This is a genomic window from Luteibaculum oceani (genome assembly GCF_007995015.1).
Classification (GTDB): Bacteria; Bacteroidota; Bacteroidia; order Flavobacteriales_D; family Luteibaculaceae; genus Luteibaculum; species Luteibaculum oceani.
The window spans coordinates 501311-524677 of record NZ_VORB01000001.1; the positions used below are offsets into that span (position 1 = coordinate 501311).

22 protein-coding genes are annotated in these 23367 nt (G+C 40.7%); 11 read left to right on the forward strand and 11 right to left on the reverse strand.

Features of this window, described 5'->3' with window-relative positions:
• Positions 1 to 54: 54 nt before the first annotated feature.
• On the forward strand, positions 55 to 2307 hold the full coding sequence (locus FRX97_RS02125; RefSeq protein WP_147012896.1) for a helix-turn-helix domain-containing protein: 2253 nt from the start codon (positions 55 to 57) through the stop codon (positions 2305 to 2307).
• Positions 2308 to 2381: 74 nt separating this feature from the next.
• Here FRX97_RS02125 and FRX97_RS02130 read toward each other — a convergent pair whose 3' ends face one another.
• The 3 genes from FRX97_RS02130 to FRX97_RS02140 all read right to left on the reverse strand — a co-directional run bounded on the left by FRX97_RS02130 (position 2382) and on the right by FRX97_RS02140 (position 3633).
• The gene (locus FRX97_RS02130; protein ID WP_170226991.1) at positions 2382 to 2645 is read right to left on the reverse strand and encodes an integrase core domain-containing protein; all 264 of its coding nucleotides are present in this window, start codon (positions 2643 to 2645) and stop codon (positions 2382 to 2384) included.
• Positions 2646 to 2764: 119 nt separating this feature from the next.
• Entirely contained in the window at positions 2765 to 3103 is a 339-nt protein-coding gene (locus tag FRX97_RS02135) for a DDE-type integrase/transposase/recombinase (protein WP_147012900.1), read from the reverse strand.
• 179 nt (positions 3104 to 3282) lie between these two features.
• Positions 3283 to 3633, reverse strand: coding sequence for a transposase (locus FRX97_RS02140; RefSeq protein ID WP_147012902.1), 351 nt, complete (start codon positions 3631 to 3633; stop codon positions 3283 to 3285).
• Positions 3634 to 3811: 178 nt separating this feature from the next.
• On the opposite strand from FRX97_RS02140, the gene FRX97_RS02145 reads away from it, so the two are divergent.
• Together FRX97_RS02145 and FRX97_RS02150 are read left to right on the forward strand one after the other, a co-directional pair.
• Entirely contained in the window at positions 3812 to 4120 is a 309-nt protein-coding gene (locus FRX97_RS02145) for a nucleotidyltransferase family protein (RefSeq protein WP_147012903.1), read from the forward strand.
• Complete coding sequence (locus FRX97_RS02150) at positions 4110 to 4451, forward strand: HepT-like ribonuclease domain-containing protein (protein ID WP_147012905.1); 342 nt, start codon at positions 4110 to 4112, stop codon at positions 4449 to 4451. The genes FRX97_RS02145 and FRX97_RS02150 overlap by 11 nt, the downstream gene beginning before the upstream one ends.
• Positions 4452 to 4541: 90 nt before the next feature.
• On the opposite strand, the gene FRX97_RS02155 is transcribed toward FRX97_RS02150, so the two are convergent.
• From FRX97_RS02155 to FRX97_RS02165, 3 genes are all read right to left on the reverse strand, one after another.
• Positions 4542 to 5519: a T9SS type A sorting domain-containing protein gene (locus FRX97_RS02155; RefSeq protein ID WP_147012907.1), complete on the reverse strand. Its 978-nt coding sequence runs from the start codon at positions 5517 to 5519 to the stop codon at positions 4542 to 4544.
• 221 nt (positions 5520 to 5740) lie between these two features.
• Positions 5741 to 6151 (reverse strand): BrxA/BrxB family bacilliredoxin, encoded by a 411-nt coding sequence (locus FRX97_RS02160; RefSeq protein WP_147012909.1) that lies wholly within the window; start codon positions 6149 to 6151, stop codon positions 5741 to 5743.
• 51 nt (positions 6152 to 6202) lie between these two features.
• Entirely contained in the window at positions 6203 to 6643 is a 441-nt protein-coding gene (locus tag FRX97_RS02165; RefSeq protein ID WP_147012911.1) for a nucleoside deaminase, read from the reverse strand.
• Positions 6644 to 6783: 140 nt separating this feature from the next.
• On the opposite strand from FRX97_RS02165, the gene FRX97_RS02170 reads away from it, so the two are divergent.
• Both FRX97_RS02170 and FRX97_RS02175 read left to right on the forward strand, forming a co-directional pair.
• On the forward strand, positions 6784 to 7275 hold the full coding sequence (locus tag FRX97_RS02170; RefSeq protein ID WP_147012913.1) for a hypothetical protein: 492 nt from the start codon (positions 6784 to 6786) through the stop codon (positions 7273 to 7275).
• 4 nt (positions 7276 to 7279) lie between these two features.
• Positions 7280 to 7732: a DUF2147 domain-containing protein gene (locus FRX97_RS02175; RefSeq protein WP_147012914.1), complete on the forward strand. Its 453-nt coding sequence runs from the start codon at positions 7280 to 7282 to the stop codon at positions 7730 to 7732.
• A 51-nt stretch (positions 7733 to 7783) separates the two neighbouring features.
• On the opposite strand, the gene FRX97_RS02180 is transcribed toward FRX97_RS02175, so the two are convergent.
• Positions 7784 to 8887, reverse strand: a complete 1104-nt coding sequence (locus tag FRX97_RS02180; RefSeq protein ID WP_147012915.1) for a hypothetical protein — start codon at positions 8885 to 8887, stop codon at positions 7784 to 7786.
• A gap of 87 nt (positions 8888 to 8974) precedes the next feature.
• Positions 8975 to 11092 carry a Tex family protein gene (locus FRX97_RS02185; protein ID WP_147012916.1) on the reverse strand — a complete coding sequence of 706 codons (2118 nt, stop codon included), beginning with the start codon at positions 11090 to 11092 and terminating at the stop codon, positions 8975 to 8977.
• A 148-nt stretch (positions 11093 to 11240) separates the two neighbouring features.
• Here FRX97_RS02185 and aspS point away from each other — a divergent pair, with 148 nt between their 5' ends.
• Positions 11241 to 12992 (forward strand): aspartate--tRNA ligase, encoded by a 1752-nt coding sequence (gene aspS, locus FRX97_RS02190; protein WP_147012917.1) that lies wholly within the window; start codon positions 11241 to 11243, stop codon positions 12990 to 12992.
• A gap of 5 nt (positions 12993 to 12997) precedes the next feature.
• Positions 12998 to 14785, forward strand: a complete 1788-nt coding sequence (locus FRX97_RS02195; RefSeq protein WP_147012918.1) for a chloride channel protein — start codon at positions 12998 to 13000, stop codon at positions 14783 to 14785.
• Between the two features lie 83 nt (positions 14786 to 14868).
• On the opposite strand, the gene FRX97_RS02200 is transcribed toward FRX97_RS02195, so the two are convergent.
• Positions 14869 to 15336 carry a hypothetical protein gene (locus FRX97_RS02200; protein WP_147012919.1) on the reverse strand — a complete coding sequence of 156 codons (468 nt, stop codon included), beginning with the start codon at positions 15334 to 15336 and terminating at the stop codon, positions 14869 to 14871.
• A gap of 251 nt (positions 15337 to 15587) precedes the next feature.
• Between FRX97_RS02200 and FRX97_RS02205 the strand changes: the two genes are divergently transcribed.
• Positions 15588 to 17021 carry a hypothetical protein gene (locus FRX97_RS02205; RefSeq protein ID WP_147012920.1) on the forward strand — a complete coding sequence of 478 codons (1434 nt, stop codon included), beginning with the start codon at positions 15588 to 15590 and terminating at the stop codon, positions 17019 to 17021.
• Positions 17022 to 17077: 56 nt separating this feature from the next.
• Here the strand turns inward: FRX97_RS02205 and hppD are convergent, their stop codons facing one another.
• On the reverse strand, positions 17078 to 18211 hold the full coding sequence (gene hppD / locus FRX97_RS02210; protein ID WP_147012921.1) for a 4-hydroxyphenylpyruvate dioxygenase: 1134 nt from the start codon (positions 18209 to 18211) through the stop codon (positions 17078 to 17080).
• A gap of 12 nt (positions 18212 to 18223) precedes the next feature.
• Positions 18224 to 19393 carry a homogentisate 1,2-dioxygenase gene (locus tag FRX97_RS02215; RefSeq protein WP_147012922.1) on the reverse strand — a complete coding sequence of 390 codons (1170 nt, stop codon included), beginning with the start codon at positions 19391 to 19393 and terminating at the stop codon, positions 18224 to 18226.
• Positions 19394 to 19528: 135 nt separating this feature from the next.
• On the opposite strand from FRX97_RS02215, the gene FRX97_RS02220 reads away from it, so the two are divergent.
• From FRX97_RS02220 to FRX97_RS02230, 3 genes are read left to right on the forward strand one after another with little or no spacing between them, the layout of a single operon-like run.
• A complete protein-coding gene (locus tag FRX97_RS02220) occupies positions 19529 to 20467 on the forward strand; it encodes an NAD-dependent epimerase/dehydratase family protein (RefSeq protein ID WP_147012923.1) in 939 nt (312 codons plus the stop codon).
• A 5-nt stretch (positions 20468 to 20472) separates the two neighbouring features.
• Positions 20473 to 21951, forward strand: a complete 1479-nt coding sequence (cysS, locus tag FRX97_RS02225) for a cysteine--tRNA ligase (protein ID WP_147012924.1) — start codon at positions 20473 to 20475, stop codon at positions 21949 to 21951.
• On the forward strand, positions 21952 to 23142 hold the full coding sequence (locus FRX97_RS02230; RefSeq protein ID WP_147012926.1) for a sodium:calcium antiporter: 1191 nt from the start codon (positions 21952 to 21954) through the stop codon (positions 23140 to 23142). It begins immediately after the preceding gene.
• Positions 23143 to 23367 lie beyond the last annotated feature (225 nt).

Genomic DNA, 23367 nt, shown 5'->3' on the forward strand with positions numbered 1-23367 from the left:
CTTTCTTTTTTTAAAAATTGCGCTTAACTTATAACTAGTCCCAAGATTACTACCATGGAAGAAGTAAATGAAAAAGCGCAACTAGCTGCATCCTTTATAAATAGTACCCATGCCCATGTTTTCTTAACAGGAAAGGCGGGCAGTGGTAAAACAACTTTCTTAAGAAATCTAAGTAAGAATACCCATAAGCGATTTGTGGTAGTTGCCCCCACCGGAATTGCTGCGCTTAATGCACAGGGGGTTACCATTCACAGTCAATTTTTACTTCCTCCAGGTTCCTATTTACCAGATTTTACGCAAAGCAAGGATAGGAACTACAATAGTCCCATTTTTTATCGAAACGATTTAAATGCCAGACACCCATTAAACACCGTTCGAAAGCGGGTTTTGCAGAATATAGACCTGTTAATTATTGATGAGGTTTCTATGTTGCGTGCTGATTTGCTGGATGCCATAGACTTTAGACTAAAATCTGCTCGAAATAATTTTAGGGAAAGTTTTGGAGGAGTTCAGGTGTTGTTTATTGGCGATTTATTTCAGCTATCGCCCATAGTTAGAGAAAATGAGTGGCCGGTTTTAAGTGGATATTACAAGTCGATGTATTTCTACGATGCCCTTTGTTTACGGGATAATCCACCTATATATATTGAATTAGAAAAGATTTACCGCCAACGCGATGGCAAGTTTATTTCCTTGTTAAACAACCTGCGAGATAACACCTGTACGGCAGAAGATTTGGAGCTTCTAAATAGCTATTACACAGAAAAACCCAAGGCCTCTGCCATTACGCTTACTACCCATAATCGCATTGCTAATGAGATTAATGAAAGGAAATTGGAGCAGTTAGCAGGCAAAAGCTATACCTACGAGGCCGAAATAGAGGGAGATTACCCCAAAGGAATGTATCCAACCGAACCCGAGATTACCCTTAAAAAAGGGACGCGGGTAATGTTTATTAAAAACGACAACCAGGACCAGGTTTACTACAATGGTAAAACAGCTACCGTCGTTGATCTCGACTCGAGCAAGATCAAGGTGAAATTTGATGATGAGGACACACCCTACACGCTGCAAAAAGCACTTTGGGAAAATAAAAAATACCTACACGACCCTGATACCAATGAGTTAAAAGAAGAGGTGGTTGGAAGTTACAGTCATTACCCCATAAAATTAGCATGGGCAATTACGGTGCATAAAAGTCAGGGATTAACCTTTGACGAGGCCGTGGTGGATTTAGGTCAGGCTTTTGCGCCAGGACAGGTCTACGTAGCTCTTTCTAGATTGAGGTCTTTGGATGGATTGCAATTGCGAAGCAAGTTGAGCCCTAAACAGATTCTTTGCCACGATCAGGTAGAGCGCTTCGTTAAAAACAGTAGAAATGACGAGGCGCTACAACAGAAATTAAGTGAGCAGCAAGAACGCTACATCGATTATTTGCTGGGTTCTTCATACAACCTAGACAGTCTTATTAACCAGGCTAAGAATTTTGCCAGTAAGACCGAGAAGAAGCACAATTTTGAGATAGATAGCCTGAATCTTTATCCAAAAAGTATTAACCAAACCCTTGGTAAGAATCAGCCCCATGCGCAAACCTTTGCCCAACAGCTAGTAGGTCTATACAGACGGGGCAAAAAAGATGAATTAAAGCAGCGATTGTACGATGGGAGCAAATACTTTGAAAAAGTATTACGCGACTTAGTATTTGAGACCTTGAATCAACTAGCTACGGTACAAGAATACAAGGGAAATAAGGCCTATTGCACCCTGTTGGAGCAGATGGAAGCGAGTTTGTTGGAGAAGTGGCATCAGGTGGCTCAAATTCCGGTACTAATGGATGCTATTTTGGCTGGATCGCCCGTGGAGCGCGATAAAACAGTTGAGCGAGGCATTACTTCTCAGCGTCAGGAAATGATAAACACATTGGGCGCCAAAATAAAGGTTGAGACCGCTAACAAAACCGGCAAGAAGAAAACCAAAAAAGCCAAGGGAGAAAAGAAGCCCAAAGCAGAAAAGGGCGCAACCTACGCGACAACGCTCGGACTGTTATTGGAAGGTAAAAACATAGAGGAAGTTGCCGAGGAGAGGGGATTAGCAGCGTCGACAATAGAGGGGCATGCTGTTAAATTAATCCGTGAGAAGAAAATAGAAATAAACCGTTTTTTAGAGAAAGAGATGGTTGCAGAGATAAGTAAGGCTTTAGATGAGGTAGGGAAAGAAAGCATAAAACCAGTGGTGGCGGAGCTAAATGAGAAATACAGCTACGGTCAGGTAAGAATGGTGCAAGCCTTTTTCCAGAGTTTGAATTAGTTATTGGTCGGATGTAGAATAGGTTAATTGAGATGGGATTTGTCCCGTCCTGAAAAAAGTTGACAGGTTAATTTTTAATTCCTGGTTAAAGTTAACGATTGATTTTTATTCCTAAAAAAGGTTGTCAGCGGGTTAATAATTCCGTCGTGTATTTCCGATGGAGTTTTCATCCTTTGACTGTAGTGAGGACGCTCCAGATTGTACAATCTTATCGCCTTGGCTACTTGCTCTTTGTAATTGCTTTTGGTTAGGTTATAACTGCATAGATATTCGTTTTTAATTATGCCATTAACCCTTTCTGCAATTGGGTTTTCTAAAGGGTCTCCCTTTTTACTCATGCTTATTAGTATGGATCTGTTTTTTTGTTTTAACACGGATGTATATTCATCGCAGCAATACTGGATGCCCCGGTCTGAGTGATGGATCTCTGGGTTCCCTTCTACTTTTAAGGCATGTTTTAGGCGGATAGGCTATGTTTTGCTTCTAGTGATTTTGCAATACAATGGCCTACTATTTTATTAGAATAAGCATCGGTAATCAAACTTAGGTAATATGGTGTTTCCCCGACTTTTACGTACGTTATATCAGATACCCATACTTGGTTTTTACGATCAATTTCTAGTTCCTTTATTAGGTTGCTATACTTTCTAAACCTATGGTTGGAGTTTGTTGTATAAACTCTATTTTTCCTTTTACGAACAAGTAATCCGTGGGTAGCCATTAAGTCAAAAAAACGATCTCGACCCATCATCCCAGGATGATCTATTAGGATTGATCGTATTTTTTTGGTTCCCATGAGTTTGTGCTCTCGCCTAATGAGTAAAACATCTGCTAGCAAGGCCAGATTAGACATCTGTTGCGCCTCTCGACGCTTTTGGTGTTTGTAGTATGCTTGTCGCGTTTTACCAAACAAAGTACACCATGCGCTAAGTCCTAATGAGGACTCGCTTACTAATTCATTAATTGTTTGGTAAACTACTTTTTTGGCAGTTTCCTCCCGAGTTCTTTTTCCCAGTTCTCTATAAGACGTTTAAAGCCGTAATTCTTTAATTCAGCGTCTTTTAAGGCCTTTTTGAGAAGTTCGTTTTCATGCTGGAGTTCCTTGGCGGATTTCTTTTGCTCTTTACTCATGACAGTAAATTTAGCCTTGTAATCCATATCCCAAACATCAAATTCACTTTCGTATTTCTTACGCCACCGGTAGATATTATTTAAATATCCGATGTTGTACTTCTTACAAATTTCTTCCGAAGTAAGATCGGTAGTTAGGTACTCCTTAATGACTTGCCTTTTGAAGGCTTCTGAGTAACGCGTTAATTGTCTCATTTTGATTGATTTTGTGTCAACCTATATCAGGACAAGACAATTAGGTAAAGAGCTTCTCATTTCTATTGAGTAAATTCTTTTTCATCTATCTTCTATTTATTGAACATTATTTCCGAGCTCTTTCGGGTATCGTATCGGAAGAGCAGCTGAGTTAATCCTATTTCCGTAAATTTGGATTATGGAAAAGGCAGTCCAAGACAAGCTAAATGAGTTGCAAGAAATTTGCAAGAAAAACAATGTAGCTGAGCTGTATTTATTTGGCTCGGCAGCAGGTGGCTTGTCAAACGGCAATAGTGATTTAGACTTTGCTGTGGTTCTAAAGGAAGGCTTATCACCAATAGAGCATGGGGATTCTTTTATCTCACTATTATTCGCCCTTCAAGATTTATTTGATCGTGAAATAGACTTGGTTTCGTACAGAGTTGTAAAGAACCCAATTTTTAAGCAAGAGCTTGATAAAACCAAGGTTTCGCTTTATGCCGCCTAGTGAAGTTTTAAAATATCTTTTGGATATCGAATCTGTCATTTCAGAATTGGAGCAAATTGTTCATCTTCATGATAATGACTATTTAAAGTTTCAAGGAAACTTTATGGCAGTTCGAGCTGCTGAAAGGGATTTAATGATCATAGGAGAGGCCATTAACAAGCTTAAAAAGTTAAATTTTAAGGGTCAGATTTCTGGAGCTCGTCAAATTATTGGGTTACGAAATTTGATAGCCCATTCATACGACTCTATAGATCCAACAATTATTTGGACCATTCTCCAAAAGGACCTTCCAGTTATGAAACAGGAAATCCTTGCTTTCAAAGGAAAATAAAAGTTAGTATTCACCTAACCATTTAAAACCCAAAAGCCCGATACAATACTGCTTCGGGCTTTTATTTTTCTGTTGTTGGTATAGAATTAATTACTGTCGCACCAGCTTTATGGGAGCACCATTCTCCTTGATTACAAGAAAATAAATCCCTGATTTCACTTCCGAAATGTCTACGGAACTACCTTCGCCAGATATTAATTCTGATCCTTTTGAATCGAGGACTTTCCATGGGCCTGTGAATAATTCACCTTTAGCTTTTAGGGTATAAACTCCCGTTTCTGATGGGTTTGGGTAACAGCTAAAAATCTTTTCTCCTGTCTGTTTAGCAGAATGGATTGAGGAAATGTTATCTGGCGTTAACCGGTATAAAGTTCCATCAACCGCAGGACCATCTAATTCACTTCTGTTGGTATCCAATTGAGGATTGTTGGGATCTCCGGTGAGATAAAGCTGAGTTATCTCTGTGCTACCATTAATTCCCCAATAATTGGCTTGAATTGTAGGCTTTAGGTTGACTTTACTTTGAATACTGTTTGGTCCATAATGCAATTCGATAATGCCATTTTCCCAAATTTTCAATTGAAAATTTATAGAATCTGCATTGGTGCAAGAACTGCTTTCTACTACGTTAGTATATTGAATTACAATGTGTTTTCCAACTACATTCTCCTTAACCCCCCAAATGATATAGGATGAAGGATCTCTTCTAAGGTTATCTTCCTTACTTAAATTAGTGTCGTAATTTCGATCTTGAAGGGTTCCGTTGGTAAATGAATAGGGAGAAATGGTTAATGCATTTAAATTGGTATCCATTAAAGCAATAAGGTTGCCGTCAAAAACAAGCCAACTTAGCTTTTCGCCAGCAATCAATTCCAGTTCAAAATTTTCTAGTTGAATCGGGCTAGCACCAAATTCTTCTTTCCAAGAGCCGTTGATTGGAAGAGTATCACCTGGAAAATTTGCGTATTGCTTGCTTTTAGTGCTAAGTGAATAGTCTAGTTGAGCAAAACAAGGGAAAGTCAAAAGTGAAATGGTCGTTAGAATAAGGGTGGTAAGGATTTTACTCATGTAATTAAATTTTTGTGAATAACGGTATATTTTTTTTTTTTTTTTCAAGTTTTTTTTGAATTCCAAGAAGGTATTATTAAAAGGTAATTAGAGTAAATCTCCTAAAGCTATGTAACTAGGGTAAAGCAGCTTCTAATTGATATTCAATCCACCCAAACCGTTTAAACCAAAAAGCCCGATACAATACTGCATCGGGCTTTTATATTTTAAAGTGTTTTCTCTTAACAGAACTCGTCGAAAGCGGCGGTTAAGTTTTCTGCAATCATTTCTGCAGCGCGCCCTTCGATATGGTGTCTTTCGATAAAGTGAACCAATTTTCCATCTTTAAACAATGCAATAGATGGTGAGCTAGGAGGATAAGGCAACATATACTTTCTTGCCTGGTCTACTGCTTCTTTGTCAAATCCAGCAAAAACGGTGGTGAACTTATCTGGAGTTTTTCCGTGCTTGGTGGCCATTTTAACTGCAGGTCTAGCGTTTGCTGCTGCACATCCACAAACCGAGTTAATCATAACTAAAACGGTTTCGTTACTCTTTATAGCGTTGTCTACTGCCTCTGCGGTTAAAAGCTCCTCGAATCCTACCTCGGTGAGTTCCGCCTTCATTGGCATTACTAATTCTTCAGGATACATAATTCTAAATTTTATGCAAAGATACGCAAACCCCTTGGCTCAGTTTAGCCTTTAACGCTTCTTCGCAAAAAAGCGCTTTAATATTTCCGAATTTTCGCTTTCCATTACATCCCAAACTACTTTAGTCTTGGGGTGGAAAGGGTGCAAAACTTGAGTTGAAAAACCCTTTTTTTCATCTCGAGCTCCAATTACCACCTCTTTAAATCTCGCCCAATGAATGGCTCCAGCACACATTAAACAGGGTTCTAGGGTTACGTACAGTGTGCAATCGTTTAGAAATTTGGTTCCTAAATAAGATGCCGCTGAGGTAATGGCTAAAATTTCTGCATGGGCGGTAACATCTGTAAGTTGCTCTGTTTGGTTATGGGCCCGCGATATAATTTGATTGTTGCAAACCACTACCGCGCCAACTGGAATTTCGTCCGCCTGCAAAGCATTTTCGGCCTCCTGTAGGGCTCTTTTCATCCAATATTCGTGGTTAAATTCTATCATTTTAAAAGCTACTGTTTATGCTTAGTTACCCAGCGCAAGGGTAATTTATCTTCGATTGATTCACAACAATTATGTGCAAAGGAGGGTCAAAAATCAGTAAAACCCTTATTATATTCGCCAGAAACCAAATGCAAAACAACATGATGCGAATTCTTAGCCTTGCTTTAGCCCTTGTACTTTTTTCATGTGCTACGGTAGAACAAGCTGAACAAAGCGTTGAAATTTCTTTAAGCGGCGAAATGCTTTTTAGTGGAGCAAATACTTTCCAAACTCCTATGGAATTAAGTGAGGCTGAGCTTTTAGAAAAAGCAAATTTGCCGGAGTCTCAAATAAAATCTATCGGTGTAAAATCAGTGGAAATACAGTTGGATAGTACTCAAAGAGCCATTATGGAGAGTGTTTTGCTGCAAGTTGTAAGCGATAATCAGGAGATGATAAGCATAGGAACCAAAAGCCCATTACCAGATGGCACGAATTTTGAGTTAAGTTTAGCCGAAGAAATAGATTTATTGCCTTACGCTAGCGACGCCGGAGCCACTTGGGTCTTGGATGCCAATTTAACGGAAGACTACATGGACCTAATGTCTGTTAACGCCAAGGTTAACCTAGTTATTAACTACATTGAAAAATAGAAACATGAAAGGATTAATCATTGCATTTTTAAGTTGTATCGTTTTTTTGAGCCCCAATTTGGCTCAGGATAAGGCCGATAAATTGGTTGGAGTATGGCAGCCAAGTGAGGGTACCAGCTATATTAAAATAGACAAGATTGGAAATAAGTATTTCGGAAGGATTGTTTGGTTAAAGGAGCCCTTAAACGAGCAGGGTAAGCCCAAAACAGATAAAAATAATCCAGACGAATCTTTACGCGATACTCCGCTAAAAGGATACCGAATACTGAAAGACTTTGTTTACGATAGCGAAGAAGGGATTTGGAAGGACGGAACCATTTACGATCCAAAAAATGGAACCACTTACAACTGTAAAATAGAGCTAACCGAGGAGAACCAAATAGAGGTTCGTGGTTATGTAGGAACCGCCGCTTTTGGCCGTACCGATGTGTGGACTAGGTTAGTTAAGAAGAAATAAGATCTAAACAGGATAATGAAAAAAGGCTGCTCAATCGAGCAGCCTTTTTTGTTATGGACTTACATAGCTAATCCCAATTTGGAAATAAAGGGGATTACCTAATTCGTTTTCAATGTAATAGGGTTTGTCGTTTCCAAAGGGTCGGGCAAAGTCACCCCCCTCGTCTAGTTCGTAGCTGTAGTTAATTCGCAATCCACTTTCTACGGTTAACCAAAAGAAACCGCTAACTGCTTTTTGGTATCTCAACCCCAATAATATTTCAGAGCGTTTTAGTTCCACACCATTGGCTTGCATCAACGTGTTTCGGGCGGCATCGTTTCCTACCTGATTACTCAATTGGGCAAAATCACCTAATCGATATGTATTTCCAACTACATTAAAACCAAAACTTAAGACAGACTGCGTGTTAAATCTGTAACGCAACAAAGCTCTTGCGGGTAATAAAGCCTCTAAGCCCCATTTTTCGTTGTCGAATGTGCGGTAATAGTAAAAGATGGGTACATAATTTAGTGCGCCACCTAGGTATGTACGAGATAATCCCACTGCGTACATTAGCTTATCTGAGGGTTTCCATCCGTATAAGGCGGCAACAGGAACACGTAAGGTATTTAGCGATTGAAACTCTCCAAAAGCATAATTTCCATTCAAACCAAAACCAATTTGACCAAGAATAAATCGATTGGCGTTTAGGGGTTTAAACACAGTAAACAAGGTGTTTAAGCTGCGTAAACCGTTTTGGTTTATGCTTCTGGCTAAAGGGTGATTTCCAACCGGATTTTTAAAGGAGTAGTGTTGTTCATCGTATACCACATTGGCATTAATGAGAATATTGTTTCTACTAATAAGCGGAAGGTTAGTGGTAAAAGTAAATCCGTGGGTGGCTTGGATATCGTTTTGCTCGGCTATTTCATCCTCGGGTTGGGCTACTAAATTTCCAGGGGTAAAAGCATGTCCACTCTGGAAGTTGTACTGAATCCCAACAAGGGTTGTTGGTAATTGGCCCAGAACCTTGTTGTTGCAGAATGCTTTCGCCGGCTCGGTGGCCAGTTCAAAATCAGAAAAATCGAAATCCTCTTCTTCGTTGCTGGTGGTGTCCACCTGTGCTTTAGCAATAAAACCTATAAGCAAAAAGCAGCCGAGTAAAAATCTAGTCATGTTTAAGCAATATGTAATGCGTATGAAAACCAAATATAAAATTTGCCAGCATAGTCAGGGCTTTTAGCAGCATCGAAAGCCTATGATTTAAATTTTCATGGTAAAAGCAATGCGCTTTCTTGATAAATCTACTTCCAATACCCTAACCTTTACTTGCTGTTGCAGTTTTACAATTTCGTTGGGATCGCTAACGTAACGGTCGGCCAGTTGAGAAATATGCACTAGCCCGTCTTGCTTTACGCCCACATCCACAAAAGCTCCGAATTTGGTAATGTTGGTTACTAGTCCAGGTAATATCATACCTTCTCTTAGATCCTCCATTTTGGAAACGTCTTTTGAAAATTCGAAGACCGTAGCCTTTCCTCTAGGGTCTCTACCGGGTTTTAAAAGTTCCTTTTTTATGTCCTTTAATGTGGGTAAACCTATGGTGTTGGTAGTAAATTCTTCTAGCTGGATTTTTTCAAGCGCTGCAGCATTCCCAATAAGCTCTTTTATATCTACGTTGAGGTGCTTTGCCATATTCTCAACAACGGGATAACTTTCGGGGTGCACGGCGCTATTGTCAAGTGGGTTTTTACCATTTCTAATTCGTAAGAATCCAGCACATTGCTCAAATGCTTTGGCGCCCAATCCGCTTACTTTTAAAAGCTGTTTTCGGGAGTTGAATTTTCTAATTTCGCTACGGTAGGAAACTATGTTTTTAGCCAGTTTGGGACCAATACCACTCACGTACTGCAGTAGGTGTTCACTACTGGTGTTGAGGTTAACTCCAACGTGGTTCACCACGCTTTCAACTGTTTGGTCTAGCTTTTCTTTGAGTAATTTTTGGTCAACATCGTGCTGGTATTGCCCAACACCTATAGACTTTGGCTCTATTTTAACCAATTCACTTAATGGATCCATTAGTCTACGACCAATGGAAACGGCCCCGCGCACGGTAACGTCGTAATTGGGAAACTCTTCTCTGGCAATCGCGGATGCCGAGTAAATAGAGGCTCCACTTTCGTTTACCATGTGGGTTTCTGTATGCTGTGGGAGTCTTAGGTTTTTTACAAAGTATTCGGTTTCTCTACCAGCCGTACCGTTACCAATGGCAATGGCTTCTATTTTATAGGCCTCAATCAGCTGATGTAATTTACTAGCCGCTTTTTGCTTATCGTTTTGTGGCTCGTGGGGATAGATCGTTTCGTTGTGTAGGAGCCCGCCTTGTTCATCCAAACAAACCACTTTACAGCCCGTTCTAAAACCGGGGTCTATCGCTAAAATTCGTTTAGCGCCAAGGGGTGGAGCCAGTAAGAGTTGTCTTATGTTTTCGGCAAAAACATTAATGGCTTCGAGGTCGGCTTTTTCCTTAGAGCTGTTTTTAAACTCGGTTTCTATGGAAGGTTTAAGAAGGCGTTTGTATGCATCGGTAATGGCCAAACTAACCTGATCCGCCGCCTCATTATTTCCCTTTATAAAATATCTATTAAGGTGATGAAGCACTTCTTCTTGGTCGGGTGATATACTTACCCGCAAAACACCCTCCGCTTCGGCTCGACGTATAGCTAAAAGTCGGTGACTAGGGCAGCGTTTCAGCGGTTCAGAAAAGTCGAAATAATCACGGTATTTAGAGTCTTGGTCGTCTTTTCCTTTTACCACCTTTGCAGCTATTTGGGCCGATTTACCAAAGTGCGTTCTTACGATTTCACGAGCCACCGCACGCTCCGAAATCCACTCGGCCATAATATCTCTAGCGCCAGAAAGTGCTGTTTCCACATCGCTTACTTCCCCTCTTACAAAACGCAAGGCCAATACCTCTACATCGTTATGGCTTTGTTTCATCAGCGTTCCCGCAAGGGGTTCCAAGCCTAGTTTTCTGGCTGCTTCGGCTTTGGTTTTACGCTTGGGTTTAAAAGGCAGATATAGATCTTCAAGGGTGGTTAGATCGGTGCATTGAGTGATTTTTTCTTTGAGCTCTTCACTTAAATTCCCTTGTTCATCAATAGTTTTCAGGACAAACTCTTTGCGCTTTTCTAGCTCCTGAAAAGCTTTGTAGGCATCTTTAATGGTTTGGATAGCAACTTCATCAAGTCCGCCCGTACGTTCTTTTCGGTAGCGAGAAATAAAGGGTACGGTAGCACCTTCGTCTAAAAGCGCCAGGGTATTTTTTATAGGTTGGATATTAAACCCAAGCTGTTGAGATAAAAAAGAATCTGCTTGCATGGTAGCAAATGTAGGGGAGGAGGAGGAAATTATATCAGCTCCAATCTCCTTGTTTTTTGGTGCAAGTATTAATTTAGGTTTGGAAAAGCAATTCCACCCTTTATCCTAACACCCTAATTCTTACCTTTGCCCCCTCAAAATCAAAGGCATGTATCGTACCCATAATTGCGGAGAATTAAGAATATCCAACCAACATAACCGTGTTACCCTGGCCGGATGGGTACAGCGTTCTAGAGATTTAGGCGGAATGACTTTCGTGGATCTTAGAGATCGCTACGGCATTACGCAGTTGGTTTTTAATATGGAAAGCGATGCTGCACTTTGCGAGCAAGCTAGAAAATTAGGCCGCGAAGATGTTATTCAGATAGAAGGAGAGGTTTTTGAGCGCTCTTCTAAAAACAAAAATATTCCAACCGGAGAGGTTGAGGTTATTGTAACCAAACTTAGCTTACTTAACGAGGCGAAAACTCCTCCCTTTACCATAGAGGCCGAAACCGATGGAGGAGAAGACCTGCGAATGAAATATCGTTACCTAGATCTTCGTCGCCCGCCTTTACAAGCCAACTTAAAGTTACGACACAAGGCCTCCATAGAAACTAGAAAGTATTTAGATAGTCTGGATTTTCTAGAGATCGAAACACCTTATTTGATAAAATCTACTCCCGAAGGTGCTAGAGATTTTGTGGTTCCATCTCGTATGAATCCCAATCAGTTTTACGCATTGCCTCAATCGCCGCAAACTTTTAAGCAGCTGCTTATGGTTTCGGGGTATGACCGATACTACCAAATTGTAAAATGCTTTAGAGACGAAGATTTAAGAGCGGATAGACAACCGGAGTTTACGCAAATAGACTGCGAAATGGCCTTTGTAGATCAAGAGGATATTCTTCGCAATTTCGAAGGTTTGGTAAGGCATCTTTTTAGAGAGGTAAAAGGGGTAGAGTTGCCAGAATTTAAGCGTATGGATTACGCTACGGCAATGGAGAAATACGGTTCCGACAAACCGGACTTACGATTCGGAATGGAATTCGTTAACTTAAACGATCATGCTAAAAACAAAGGCTTTAAAATCTTTGACGAAGCGGAGGTGGTTTTAGGGATTTGCGTTGCTGGAGGAGCAGCTTATTCAAGAAAAGAACTTGATGCCTTTACCAATTTCGTAAAGCGTCCGCAGGTGGGTGCTAAGGGAATGGTTTACGTTAAATACAACGAAGATGAAACCGTTAAGTCTTCCGTAGACAAATTCTATACCGAGGAAGATTTAAAGGTATGGCTACAAGCATCAGGAGCTAAACCTGGAGACGCATTATTTGTGCTTTCAGGTGATTTAAATTCCACCCGAAAACAGTTAAACGAACTTAGATTGCACGTTGCAGAAACGCAGGGTCTAAAGGATAAAAATGTGTTTGTTCCGCTTTGGGTCACCGATTTTCCATTGTTAGAGTGGGACGAAGAGTCTGAGCGATTCCATGCGATGCATCACCCGTTTACCTCACCAAAAGCCGAGGATATCGGAAAAATGGAAAGCGCACCAGGAGAAATTAGAGCCAACGCATACGACATGGTCATCAACGGAGTTGAGGTTGGTGGAGGATCCATACGTATCCACGATAGAGAATTGCAGTCTAAAATGTTCGACTTACTCGGATTTAGCAAGGAAGAAGCGCAACAGCAATTCGGTTTCTTAATGGGAGCCTTTGAATATGGAGCTCCTCCTCACGGTGGAATAGCATTTGGATTCGACAGACTTTGTGCCTTGCTAGGAGGATACGATAACATTAGAGATTTTATCGCTTTCCCTAAAAACAATGCAGGAAGAGATGTTATGATCGATGCTCCAGATAAGCTTGATAGCGAGCAACTTAAAGAATTGTATATTGACCTGGTAGAAAAAGCGTAGTATCAATGGCAATCCGTCTGGTTCAATCTGTTTTTAAAAGCTTTTTGCTCTGGCGGCTCAAGAAAATTGATCAAAAGCGCTTTGTTCTTTTCCTGGCTGTTTTAGTGGGTGTGGCCTCTGGAATTGCTGCGGTAATCATTAAAAACAGTGTACACTTTATTCAGTCGGCAGTAGATAGGCTCATCTTTCCAGATTACCACAACTACCTCTATTTTGCCTTTCCTTTTTTGGGCTTGTTACTAACCGTAGCGGTGGTTAAAATGCTTATTAAGGAGGATATAGGGCATGGAATTCCCAATACGCTTTTTGCCATTGCCCGAAAGAAATCCATTATTAAAAGAGGGCGGATGGTATATTCCATCATCACCTCAGCGATTACTGTAGGTTTTGGGGGAAGTACCGGATTGGAAGGACCAACGGTGGCAACGGGGGCCGCGGTGGGGTCAAATATTGGCCAAGTATTTAGAATGAATTATAAGGTGAAAACCTTATTAATCGGATGTGCAGCGGCAAGTTCCATGGCGGCAATTTTTCAAGCTCCGGTTGCGGCCATCATTTTCGTTCTCGAGGTCTTTATGTTCGACCTTACCATGTATTCGCTTATTCCCCTATTACTTTCAAGTGTTTCCGCGGTTTTAACGGCACGCTATTTTATTGGTGAGCAAATTCTATTTCCGGTAGATTTAACCAACGATTTCGAGTTGGGACAAATACCGTATTTCTTGGGTCTTGGTGTTTTAACAGGATTGTTTTCACTTTACTTTAATAATGTCTATTTCGGGGTAAACGACTTCATTAAAAAATTCAAGAGTCCATATTCTAAGGCGGTAATAGGTGGTCTTTCTTTGGGGATATTGATTTTCCTTTTGCCTCCACTTTACGGTGAAGGATACGAAACTATAAACGCCCTAATTTCAGATCATACAGTCGATTTATTTAACGGGTCCTTGTTTTACGACTTTAGAAACAACATTTACATTGTTATAATTTTTGTTGTGGCCATGGGCTTTTTAAAGGTGTTTGCTACGGCATTTACCTTTGCAGGGGGTGGTATTGGAGGTGTTTTTGCGCCCTCTCTATTTATTGGAGCGGCTATTGGGTTTGGATTTGCCAAGCTTATGAGTGTTATGGGAATTCAGGACTTACCCATTGCCAACTTTACGCTTGTTGGAATGGCAGGACTGATTGCTGGGGTGTTACACTCTCCACTTATGGCGCTGTTCTTAATCGCAGAAATTACGGGTGGATACGAACTTTTTGTACCCCTAATGATAACGGTAGCAATTAGTTATACCACTTCTAGGGTTTATCAACGCTATACAATTTATACCAAAGAATTGGCCGAAAAAGGAGATTTACTAACCCGCCACAAAGACAAAAACGTATTGCGCCGTATGTCTGTAGGTAATTACCTGGAAACAAATTTTCAGGAGTTGTTACCTGAGTGGACTTTCGGGAAGCTGGTTAAGGAGATTGTTACCCGCTCTAAGCGAAACATTTTCCCTGTGGTAGATGAGCACGGGAAATTTTTGGGTGTGGTATTGTTGGATGACATTAGAGAAGTGTTATTTGACGAAGAAAAGCATGATAACACTAGGGTATATGATGTTATGACCGCTCCTCCAACCATAATTAAAGCTACAGATAATATGGAGGAAGTAATGGAGAAATTTGATAAAACCTCTGCTTGGATATTGCCTGTTGTAAAGGGATCGGTATTTCAAGGTTTTGTGAGCAAGGGTAAATTGTTTTCTGCCTACCGGAAAATTCTAGTTAGTATAAGCGAAGAGTAAAAATTGGGATTACTAATAAATTGAAAAGCCCCACCGCGACTTTGCGTGATGGGGCTTTTCCATATTAAAAAGACTCAAACTTACTACCAGTAATAGCGAATACTTAAACCAGCATTAAAGTAGAAATATCCGTACGGCGTAAGATTAATGGCTGGTCCAATATCTCCAGAGAATACCACTGGAATTTCTTTAAGAGGAAATTCAAGACCTACCAAACCAACGGCAGCAAAACCAATAGCATCATCGCCATCTAATGGTTCACCGTAACGAGGTCCGTTGTAAAACCCAATGGCAGCACCTGCACCGTAATACCAATCTAATGCGGTGGTTCCAAGGGCTCCATTTTGTTGTTTTTCGTAGATGGCTGAAAATTCAAATCCACCCGCAGCTGGATCTAAAACAAACTCTAAGGCAGTTCCAGATGAGATAAAGGTTTTGTAATTCAGTCCATTCACAAGTCCACCTCTAATACCAATAGAGTTATTGTAGGCCTGTGCAGAAGCGGCTAGGCTCATTCCTAAGCATAACACAGCGAATAGTAATTTCTTCATAGTTTCGGGGTTTTTGTTGGTTTAAAATAATCAATGCTTGGTTTGCCGGCAATAATCGGCAATTATCTTTAATAAATATTAAGGGACTTGGGGTTTTGGAATGGACATAAAGTGGGCCAAAAAGGCAAGTGGGTAGGGTTATTAGCTCTTTCCTTATTCGCATTGTGGCTTACAGGGTCTATTCATTTCGAGGAGAACGACGATGTTGTAATGTTGCTCTTAAGCTCTGGAGCTTATACTTCTACTCCGTTGTGGCAACTGGTTTTTATACATCCGTTTATTGGTCTGCTATCAATAGCCTATATCTATTTACAAATGAGCTAGAGTGGTATACGTGGTTATTACTTGTGTTGCAGTTTGTAGCCTTTATTCAAATAGGAATTTCCGCCCTGCATGAGAGATTCAATTCCCTAACCCAGCTTGTACTACTTATCTTTATTTGGAGCCTGTTCCTTAGATTTAATATACATGTGCAGTTTACCAAAATTGCTGGCATTTCTGCCTTAGCAGGTATGCTCGTTCTTTTTGAAAAGGGAAAAACTTCCCTTTTGGGTTTTCTATTAGTTGGATTGGGTCTAATGGTAAGGTTTAAGCCTGCTTTAATGGTAATTGTGTTGGGCATTGCACCCGCCTTTTACCTGTATTTCAATAAGGATAAGCGAAATTCCATTCTAAAACTAGGAGGCTTGGTGTTGCTGATATTTCTAATTAGATACTCTCAGGAAATTATATACAGGCAACTAGATAACCAATGGCAGCGCTACTTTTCATTTAATGCGCAACGAACTTTAATTAATGATAATCCTATTGTACACGGGGGTGTAGCAGAGGATTATCTAACAATCAAGTCGGGATGTGATGAGCTGTTTGTCGATCATTTTTTTTCCGGTAGTAGGCTGCTAACCCATTCGGTGTTAAATGAACTAGTACGGCAGTTAAATTGTATCCCATTTTCCGTGGCTCTAAAAACTTCAATTAACCAACTCTATAGCTTCTGGCCTTGGTGCGTTGTGCTATGCATTTTTACCCTTGGTTTATTATTTGATCCCAAGAAAAAAGTCATCCAATCGGTGCTGATGTTGTTGCCATTTATTCTGGGTATGGCGGGGCTTTTATATCTAGGCACCTATGCCATATTAAAACATCGGGTTTTTATTTTAGTGCTTGGGTCCGTGGTGTTTTTTCCTTTGTTATTTGGGGTTCCACGGATTAAAAAATTATCTATTGCAGCTGTCTTAATACTGGCATTAGGGGTTACCTTCGGAAATGCCCGAGCGATTTGGAATAAGCGGCAACAAAATGAAATGGCCAAGTCTCAAAATGAGTTGTTAAATCAATTTTATAGTGAGGCAAACCAAGGTGGTATTATAGTTTTTGAGGGTGATTATAAAGTGGAGTATCAAAACCCCTTTAGCATGTCGAATTGGTTTGTAGAAAACCCACTGATTTTCAACGGTTGGATGGCCCATTATCCGTTAAATAAAAGCCATGCGGGTATTACTGCATTATCCAAAAAATCTTCCTTATTCATAAGTTTAAAAAGTTTAAATCTTGCTCAAAGTAAGCTTGAGAAATGCCTTTCAGCGATGGCTGGAGGAAGATGGACTTTCGAGATAACCCATAGGAACGAACATGGAATAATTGGTCATTTTTCCCGGGTTTTGGTGGAAAGTGGTAGGAGTTAAAACAAAAAAACCGCCTAATTACTAAGGCGGTTTTTGCTATTTTATGGAGAAGGATATTACAAGTTCCCTCTTCTTGCTTGTTCTCTTTCTATAGATTCAAATAAGGCTTTAAAGTTCCCTTTTCCGAAAGACTTAGCTCCTTTTCTCTGAATAATTTCGTAGAAAAGAGTAGGTCTATCTTCTACTGGCTTGGTAAAGATCTGAAGCAGGTATCCTTCCTCATCTCTATCCACAAGGATGTTTAACTTTTTAAGATCGTCGATATCCTCGTCTATCTTTCCTACACGCTCAATTAAATCATCGTAATAGGTATCGGGAACATAAAGGAATTCTATTCCTCTGTTTCTAAGTTCTCCAACCGTAGAAAGAATGTCGTCGGTTGCAATTGCAATGTGTTGTACACCCGCTCCGTGGTAGAAGTCAAGGTATTCCTCAATTTGAGATTTTTTCAGTCCGTCGGCTGGCTCATTGATAGGAAACTTAATGTATCCGTTACCATTAGAAACCACCTTAGACATAAGCGAGGTGTATTCGGTAGAAATATCTTCATCATCGAAAGTAATAAGCAGTTTAAAGCCCATTACATCTTCGTAGAATTTCACCCATTCGTTCATTTTTCCAAGCTCTACATTCCCAACACAGTGGTCGATGTACTTTAATCCAACTGGTTTGGCAAGTGGCTTTGCGTCCCACTTTTCGTAACCTGGAAGAAATGGTCCGTTGTAATCTTTTCGCTCTACAAAGCGGTGAATGGTTTCTCCATAGGTGTGGATGGCCGAGGTAACCACTCTTCCATCTTTATCTTCTTGTACCTCTGGTTTTGCATGCGCTTTAGCACCTCTTTCAGTGGTTGCATTAAAAGAGTGCGTAGCATCATCCACCCACAGTGCAAGTACTTTTACACCGTCGCCATGTTTTCTTACGTGTTCAGATATTTCGCTATTTGGGTCTAAACTCGTTGTTAAAACCAATCTAATTTTACCCTGCTGCAGGCAGTATGAAGCTCTGTCTTTTACCCCAGTTTCTGGCCCGGCATATGCCAATGGCTGATATCCAAATGCAGCTTGGTAATAGTAAGCAGCTTGCTTGGCGTTACCAACGTAAAACTCTACGTAGTCGGTACCATTTATGGGTAAAAAATCAGTTGCTGGGTCGTGGTCTTTGTGTAATTCTGCTAATTTATTTTCCATTATCCCTGTCTTTTATTTGTATTTGTCTTCCATCCAAGATTGGAAGTAATTTCCGTCGTCTAGTGCTAAAGCTTGCTTGGTTACTTTCAGTGGTCTAAAAGTATCTATCATTACCGCTAACTCTAGCGTTTCTTTTTGTCCTATGCTTCTTTCATAAGCGCCAGGATGTGGTCCATGAGGAATTCCACCTGGATGCAGCGTAATCATGCCGCGCTCTATATGGTTTCTACTCATAAAATCGCCATCCACATAATACAATACCTCATCGGAGTCGATGTTAGAGTGATTGTATGGAGCCGGTATAGCTTCTGGATGGTAATCGTACAACCTAGGACAGAAGGAGCATATTACAAAGTTATGCGCCTCAAAAGTTTGGTGAACTGGTGGTGGCTGGTGCACCCTACCTGTTATAGGTTCAAAATCGTGAATGGAGAACGCGTAGGGGAAGTTGTATCCGTCCCATCCAACCACATCAAAAGGATGTGAACCATATACTAACTCATGCAGTACCCCTTCTTTCTTAATTTTTATAGTAAACTCCCCAATTTCATCGTGTGTCTCAAGGTCTTGCGGAGTTCTTATGTCTCTTTCGCAAAAGGGCGAGTGCTCTAGTAGCTGCCCAAAATTGTTTCGGTAACGCTTTGGAGTTAAAAGTGGTGAGAAAGATTCCGCAATAAGCAATCTGTTGTTTTCATCCTCAAACTCAATTTGGTAGATCATCCCTCTTGGAATTACCAAATAGTCTCCATAAGAAAAGGGAATGTTACCCAAGAAAGTTCTGAGCACCCCTTTTCCTTCGTGAATGAAAATCATTTCATCAGCGTCGGCGTTTTTGTAAAAATAAGAGGTGAGTGATTTTTTTGGAGCGGCGAGAACGATATGTACATCATTGTTTACCAAAACCGGCACTCTCGAGTCTAAAAAATCGTCTGTAGGCTTAACGTTAAATCCAGAAAGCGCTCTAGATTTTATGTTTTTGTCCACCGCAATTTCGGGGGCTACAGATTTAGATTCCTTAACATCTTTAACAATGGTGGGTCTGTGTAAGTGGTAAAGCAACGACGACATTCCATGGAAACCCTCGGTACCAAAGAGCTGCTCGTAGTGTAGCGTACCATCTTCTTTCTTAAAAGTGGTATGTCTTTTATGTGGGATTTTTCCCAGCTTATGATAAAATGGCATTATCCTTTGTTTTAACTGTAAAATATAACAAATGCTGCAAAGCGAAATTATTATTTTTCGAGAGAATAGCGGTAGGTTTTGCTTAAGCTTGTTACTGCACTCCGAATGTATATTTTTGCAGGTTTACTTTAGGTTATGGGAAAAACGCTAATTATAGGTTCTTCGGGACAAATTGGTAGCGACTTGGTTGGAGAACTGAGTGCGCTAAAAGGTAAGGATAACGTTATTGCTAGCGATATCCGGGAACCTAAAAATTTTGATGGCACCTTTGTTACACTTGATGCTACCAATAAAAAAGATCTAGAGCGCATAATAGATGAGCACGATGTTAGTGAGGTATATCTATTAGCAGCGCTTTTATCGGCTACAGCGGAAATGAATCCTCAGTTTGCATGGGATCTAAACATGGGGAGCTTAAGCCATGTATTGGATTTGGCACGTGAAGGCAAACTGAAAAAAATCTTTTTCCCAAGTTCTATAGCAGTTTTTGGACCAACCACTCCAAAAGATAATACCCCACAAAGAACCATCCTAGAACCCAGTACGGTGTATGGAATTACCAAATTAGCGGGTGAAAGATGGGCTGAATATTACTTTAAAAGGTACGGAACAGATATTCGCGGAATTAGATACCCAGGGTTGATTAGCTATAAAGCACTTCCTGGAGGAGGTACTACAGATTATGCCGTGCAAATTTTCTACGATGCACTGCAAAACAAAACCCACGAATGTTTCCTGAATAAAGACACCGAATTACCCATGCTTTACATGAGCGATGCGGTAAGAGGAACCATAAACCTAATGGAAGCGCCGGCAGATCAAATTAAAATCAGATCGGCTTATAATTTGGCTGGATTTAGTTTTACTCCAGAGCAAATTGCTGCATCCATTCAAAAACATATACCCAATTTCAAAATCGCATATCAACCCGACTACCGCCAGGCCATTGCAGATTCCTGGCCAAACTCCATCGACGATTCGGAAGCTAGAAAAGATTGGGGCTGGAAACCCAAATACGACCTCGATGCCATGGTAGAAGATATGCTTACAAACCTGGAGAAAAAACTTGCTTAAAACCTATGTCTACACTACATATTTACAATTCTAAAACCAGAACTAAAGAGGAGTTTAAACCCATAAATCCACCTTATGTTGGGTTATATGTGTGTGGACCAACAGTGTATAGTTATGTGCATTTAGGGAATGTGCGAAGCTTTATCACCTTCGATGTGGTGTATAGATACCTTAAACATCTAGGTTACAAGGTTAGGTATGTTAGAAATATTACCGATGTAGGACATTTGGTGGATGATCAGGATGCTGGTGAAGATAAAATCGCAAAAAAGGCAAGGTTAGAGAAAAAAGACCCAATGGAAGTGGTGCAGTATTATGCCAACGACTTCCATAAGGTAATGGATACCTTTAATGCCTTATCACCAAGTATAGAACCTACTGCAACTGGCCATTTGATAGAGCAAATCCAAATGATAGAACGCATCATTAAAAATGGATTTGCATACGAGGTAAATGGCTCGGTGTATTTCGATACCATTAAATACCAGGAAGAAAAAGGGAATTACGGAGAATTGTCTGGTCGTGTAATAGAGGAGTTAATTGAAAACACTCGTGCTTTAGATGGACAGGACGAGAAAAAGAATTCCGTTGATTTTGCGCTATGGAAAAAGGCAGATCCATCGCACATTATGAGATGGCCATCTCCCTGGTCGGTTGGATTTCCGGGATGGCACCTAGAATGCTCTGTAATGAGTACCAAATACCTCGGTGAAACTTTTGATATACATGGGGGAGGGATGGACTTAAAATTCCCTCATCACGAATGCGAAATAGCACAATCTGTAGCAGCCGATGGTAAAGCTCCGGTTAATTACTGGATGCATGGTAATATGCTTACCGTTAATGGGCAAAAGATGAGTAAATCTTTGGGGAATTCTTTCTCGCCTTACGAGTTGATCTCTGGTGACCACGAATTGCTCGAAAAAGGTTTTTCGCCCATGACGATTCGATTCTTTATGCTTCAAACGCATTACGCATCCACCCTAGACTTCTCTAACGAGGCACTTATGGGAGCCGAGAAAGGGTTTAGGAGGATGGTGAATGCCTACAAAGCTTTGCAAGAAATCCAGCCAAAAAAGGACGCATGCACTTTGGAAAAGAATTGGAAGGACAAGTGTGCCGATGCCATGAACGACGATTTCAATACCCCCATGGTTATTGCTCATTTGTTTGACGCTGTTAAAGTGATTAATTCGGCCGCAGATGGAAAAACGGAGCTGTCTGCCGATGAAATAATATACTTCCAAGAGCTTTTTGCCGATTATTTAGTGGATGTTTTAGGTATAAATCCAGAGCTAGAGGGTGCTAGTGCAGGTGGAGACGACACCTTAGATAAAGTTATTGCTACGCTTATAGAAATGAGGCAAGAAGCCAGGGCAAATAAAGATTTTGCAACCTCCGATGCCATTAGAGATCGTCTGCTAGCAGCTGGCGTGTTATTAAAGGATGGAAAAGAAGGCACCAGCTGGGAAAAAACCAATTAAATGGGGATACTTCTAGCTCTCGTAGTAATTTATTTTGCGTGCATCATCATTGCTAGGGCTAGCGATGGTTTTGAGGCAGCGGCTGATTATTTGGGGAGGAATTTAACCGACGGAGTAAAAGGAGCTACCATAAATGCTATTGGTAGTAGTTTGCCCGAATTAATGACCACCTTCTTCTTTTTGGTCCTGTTAAAAGATGCCGAAGGATTTGCAAGTGGTTTGGGTACTACTGCGGGTTCCGCCATTTTTAACGGGGTTATCATTCCCGCCACCGTAATTTTTGTTGTGGTTTTAGGTGGATTGGCCAAAGGAATAGAGCTAAGCCGAAAAGTTATTATTCGTGACGGTATCACTTTGATTGTCTGTGAGTTAATACTTATTTTTTTTATAAGTGGAAACGAGTTAAGAGCCATTCACGGACTTCTTTTAATGTTTCTATATGCAGGGTATGTGGCGATAATGCTTCTTGGGATGACCAAAAATGAGTTCAAAGTTAGTCCCGCAGACTTTAGCCCAGAACGCGACCCCCTTCTCAATAAAAATCAAAACCCTTTATTAACGGCACTATTTTTTAGCTGGCTAGATTTGCCACGCTGGTTATTCTCAAGACCAAATAGAAATAAAGCCATAGGTCTTTTGGCGTTCTCCGCAATAATTATGGGTTTTGCCTGCCACCTTTTAGTAGAGGCTTGCATTTGGTTGGGTAGCGATGAGTTTACCCTTTTTGGGTCCACATTTGCGGGGGTTGGGATACCGGTATATTTTCTTTCTGTTATTGTAGCGTCAGCAGCAACCAGTTTGCCCGATACGATACTTTCTATGAAAGATGCAAGAAAAGGGAATTACGACGATGCTGTTTCAAACGCTTTAGGCTCAAACATTTTTGATATCTGCTTTGCCTTGGGGTTTCCTCTTTTTCTGTATACCTTAATCTACGGTCCAATAGATATGACAACCTCATCTACTAGCGACGTTGGTGAGTTGCGCATTTTGCTTTTAGCTGTAACGGGATTGGCCTTCCTTATCTTTTTCAAATCGCGGAGCATGAAACTAAAACAAGCTTGGATGCTGGTGGCATTGTACGGTTTGTTTTCTGTGTACATCATAGGCCGTGCCCTCGGCTGGACAGCATTGGAACCGCTCGCCGAGACACTGAATAACATTTCTAATTATTTGGGGGGATTGTTTTAGTTCTTAGCTGGTAGCTGGTAGGTCGGAGCTGGTAGGAGGATGAACTGATGAAGGATGAATGGATGAATGGATGAAAGATAAATTGATGAAGGGTTTTTCCTGAATTCGAATATGGCTTACGGGATCCCTCTTTCCGCTTCGCTGCAATCGGGATGACCGCCTTGATTACAACGTAAAAAGCCAAGGCCGCGGGCGTGCTAATTAGCCAATAAGCCAATTCGCCAA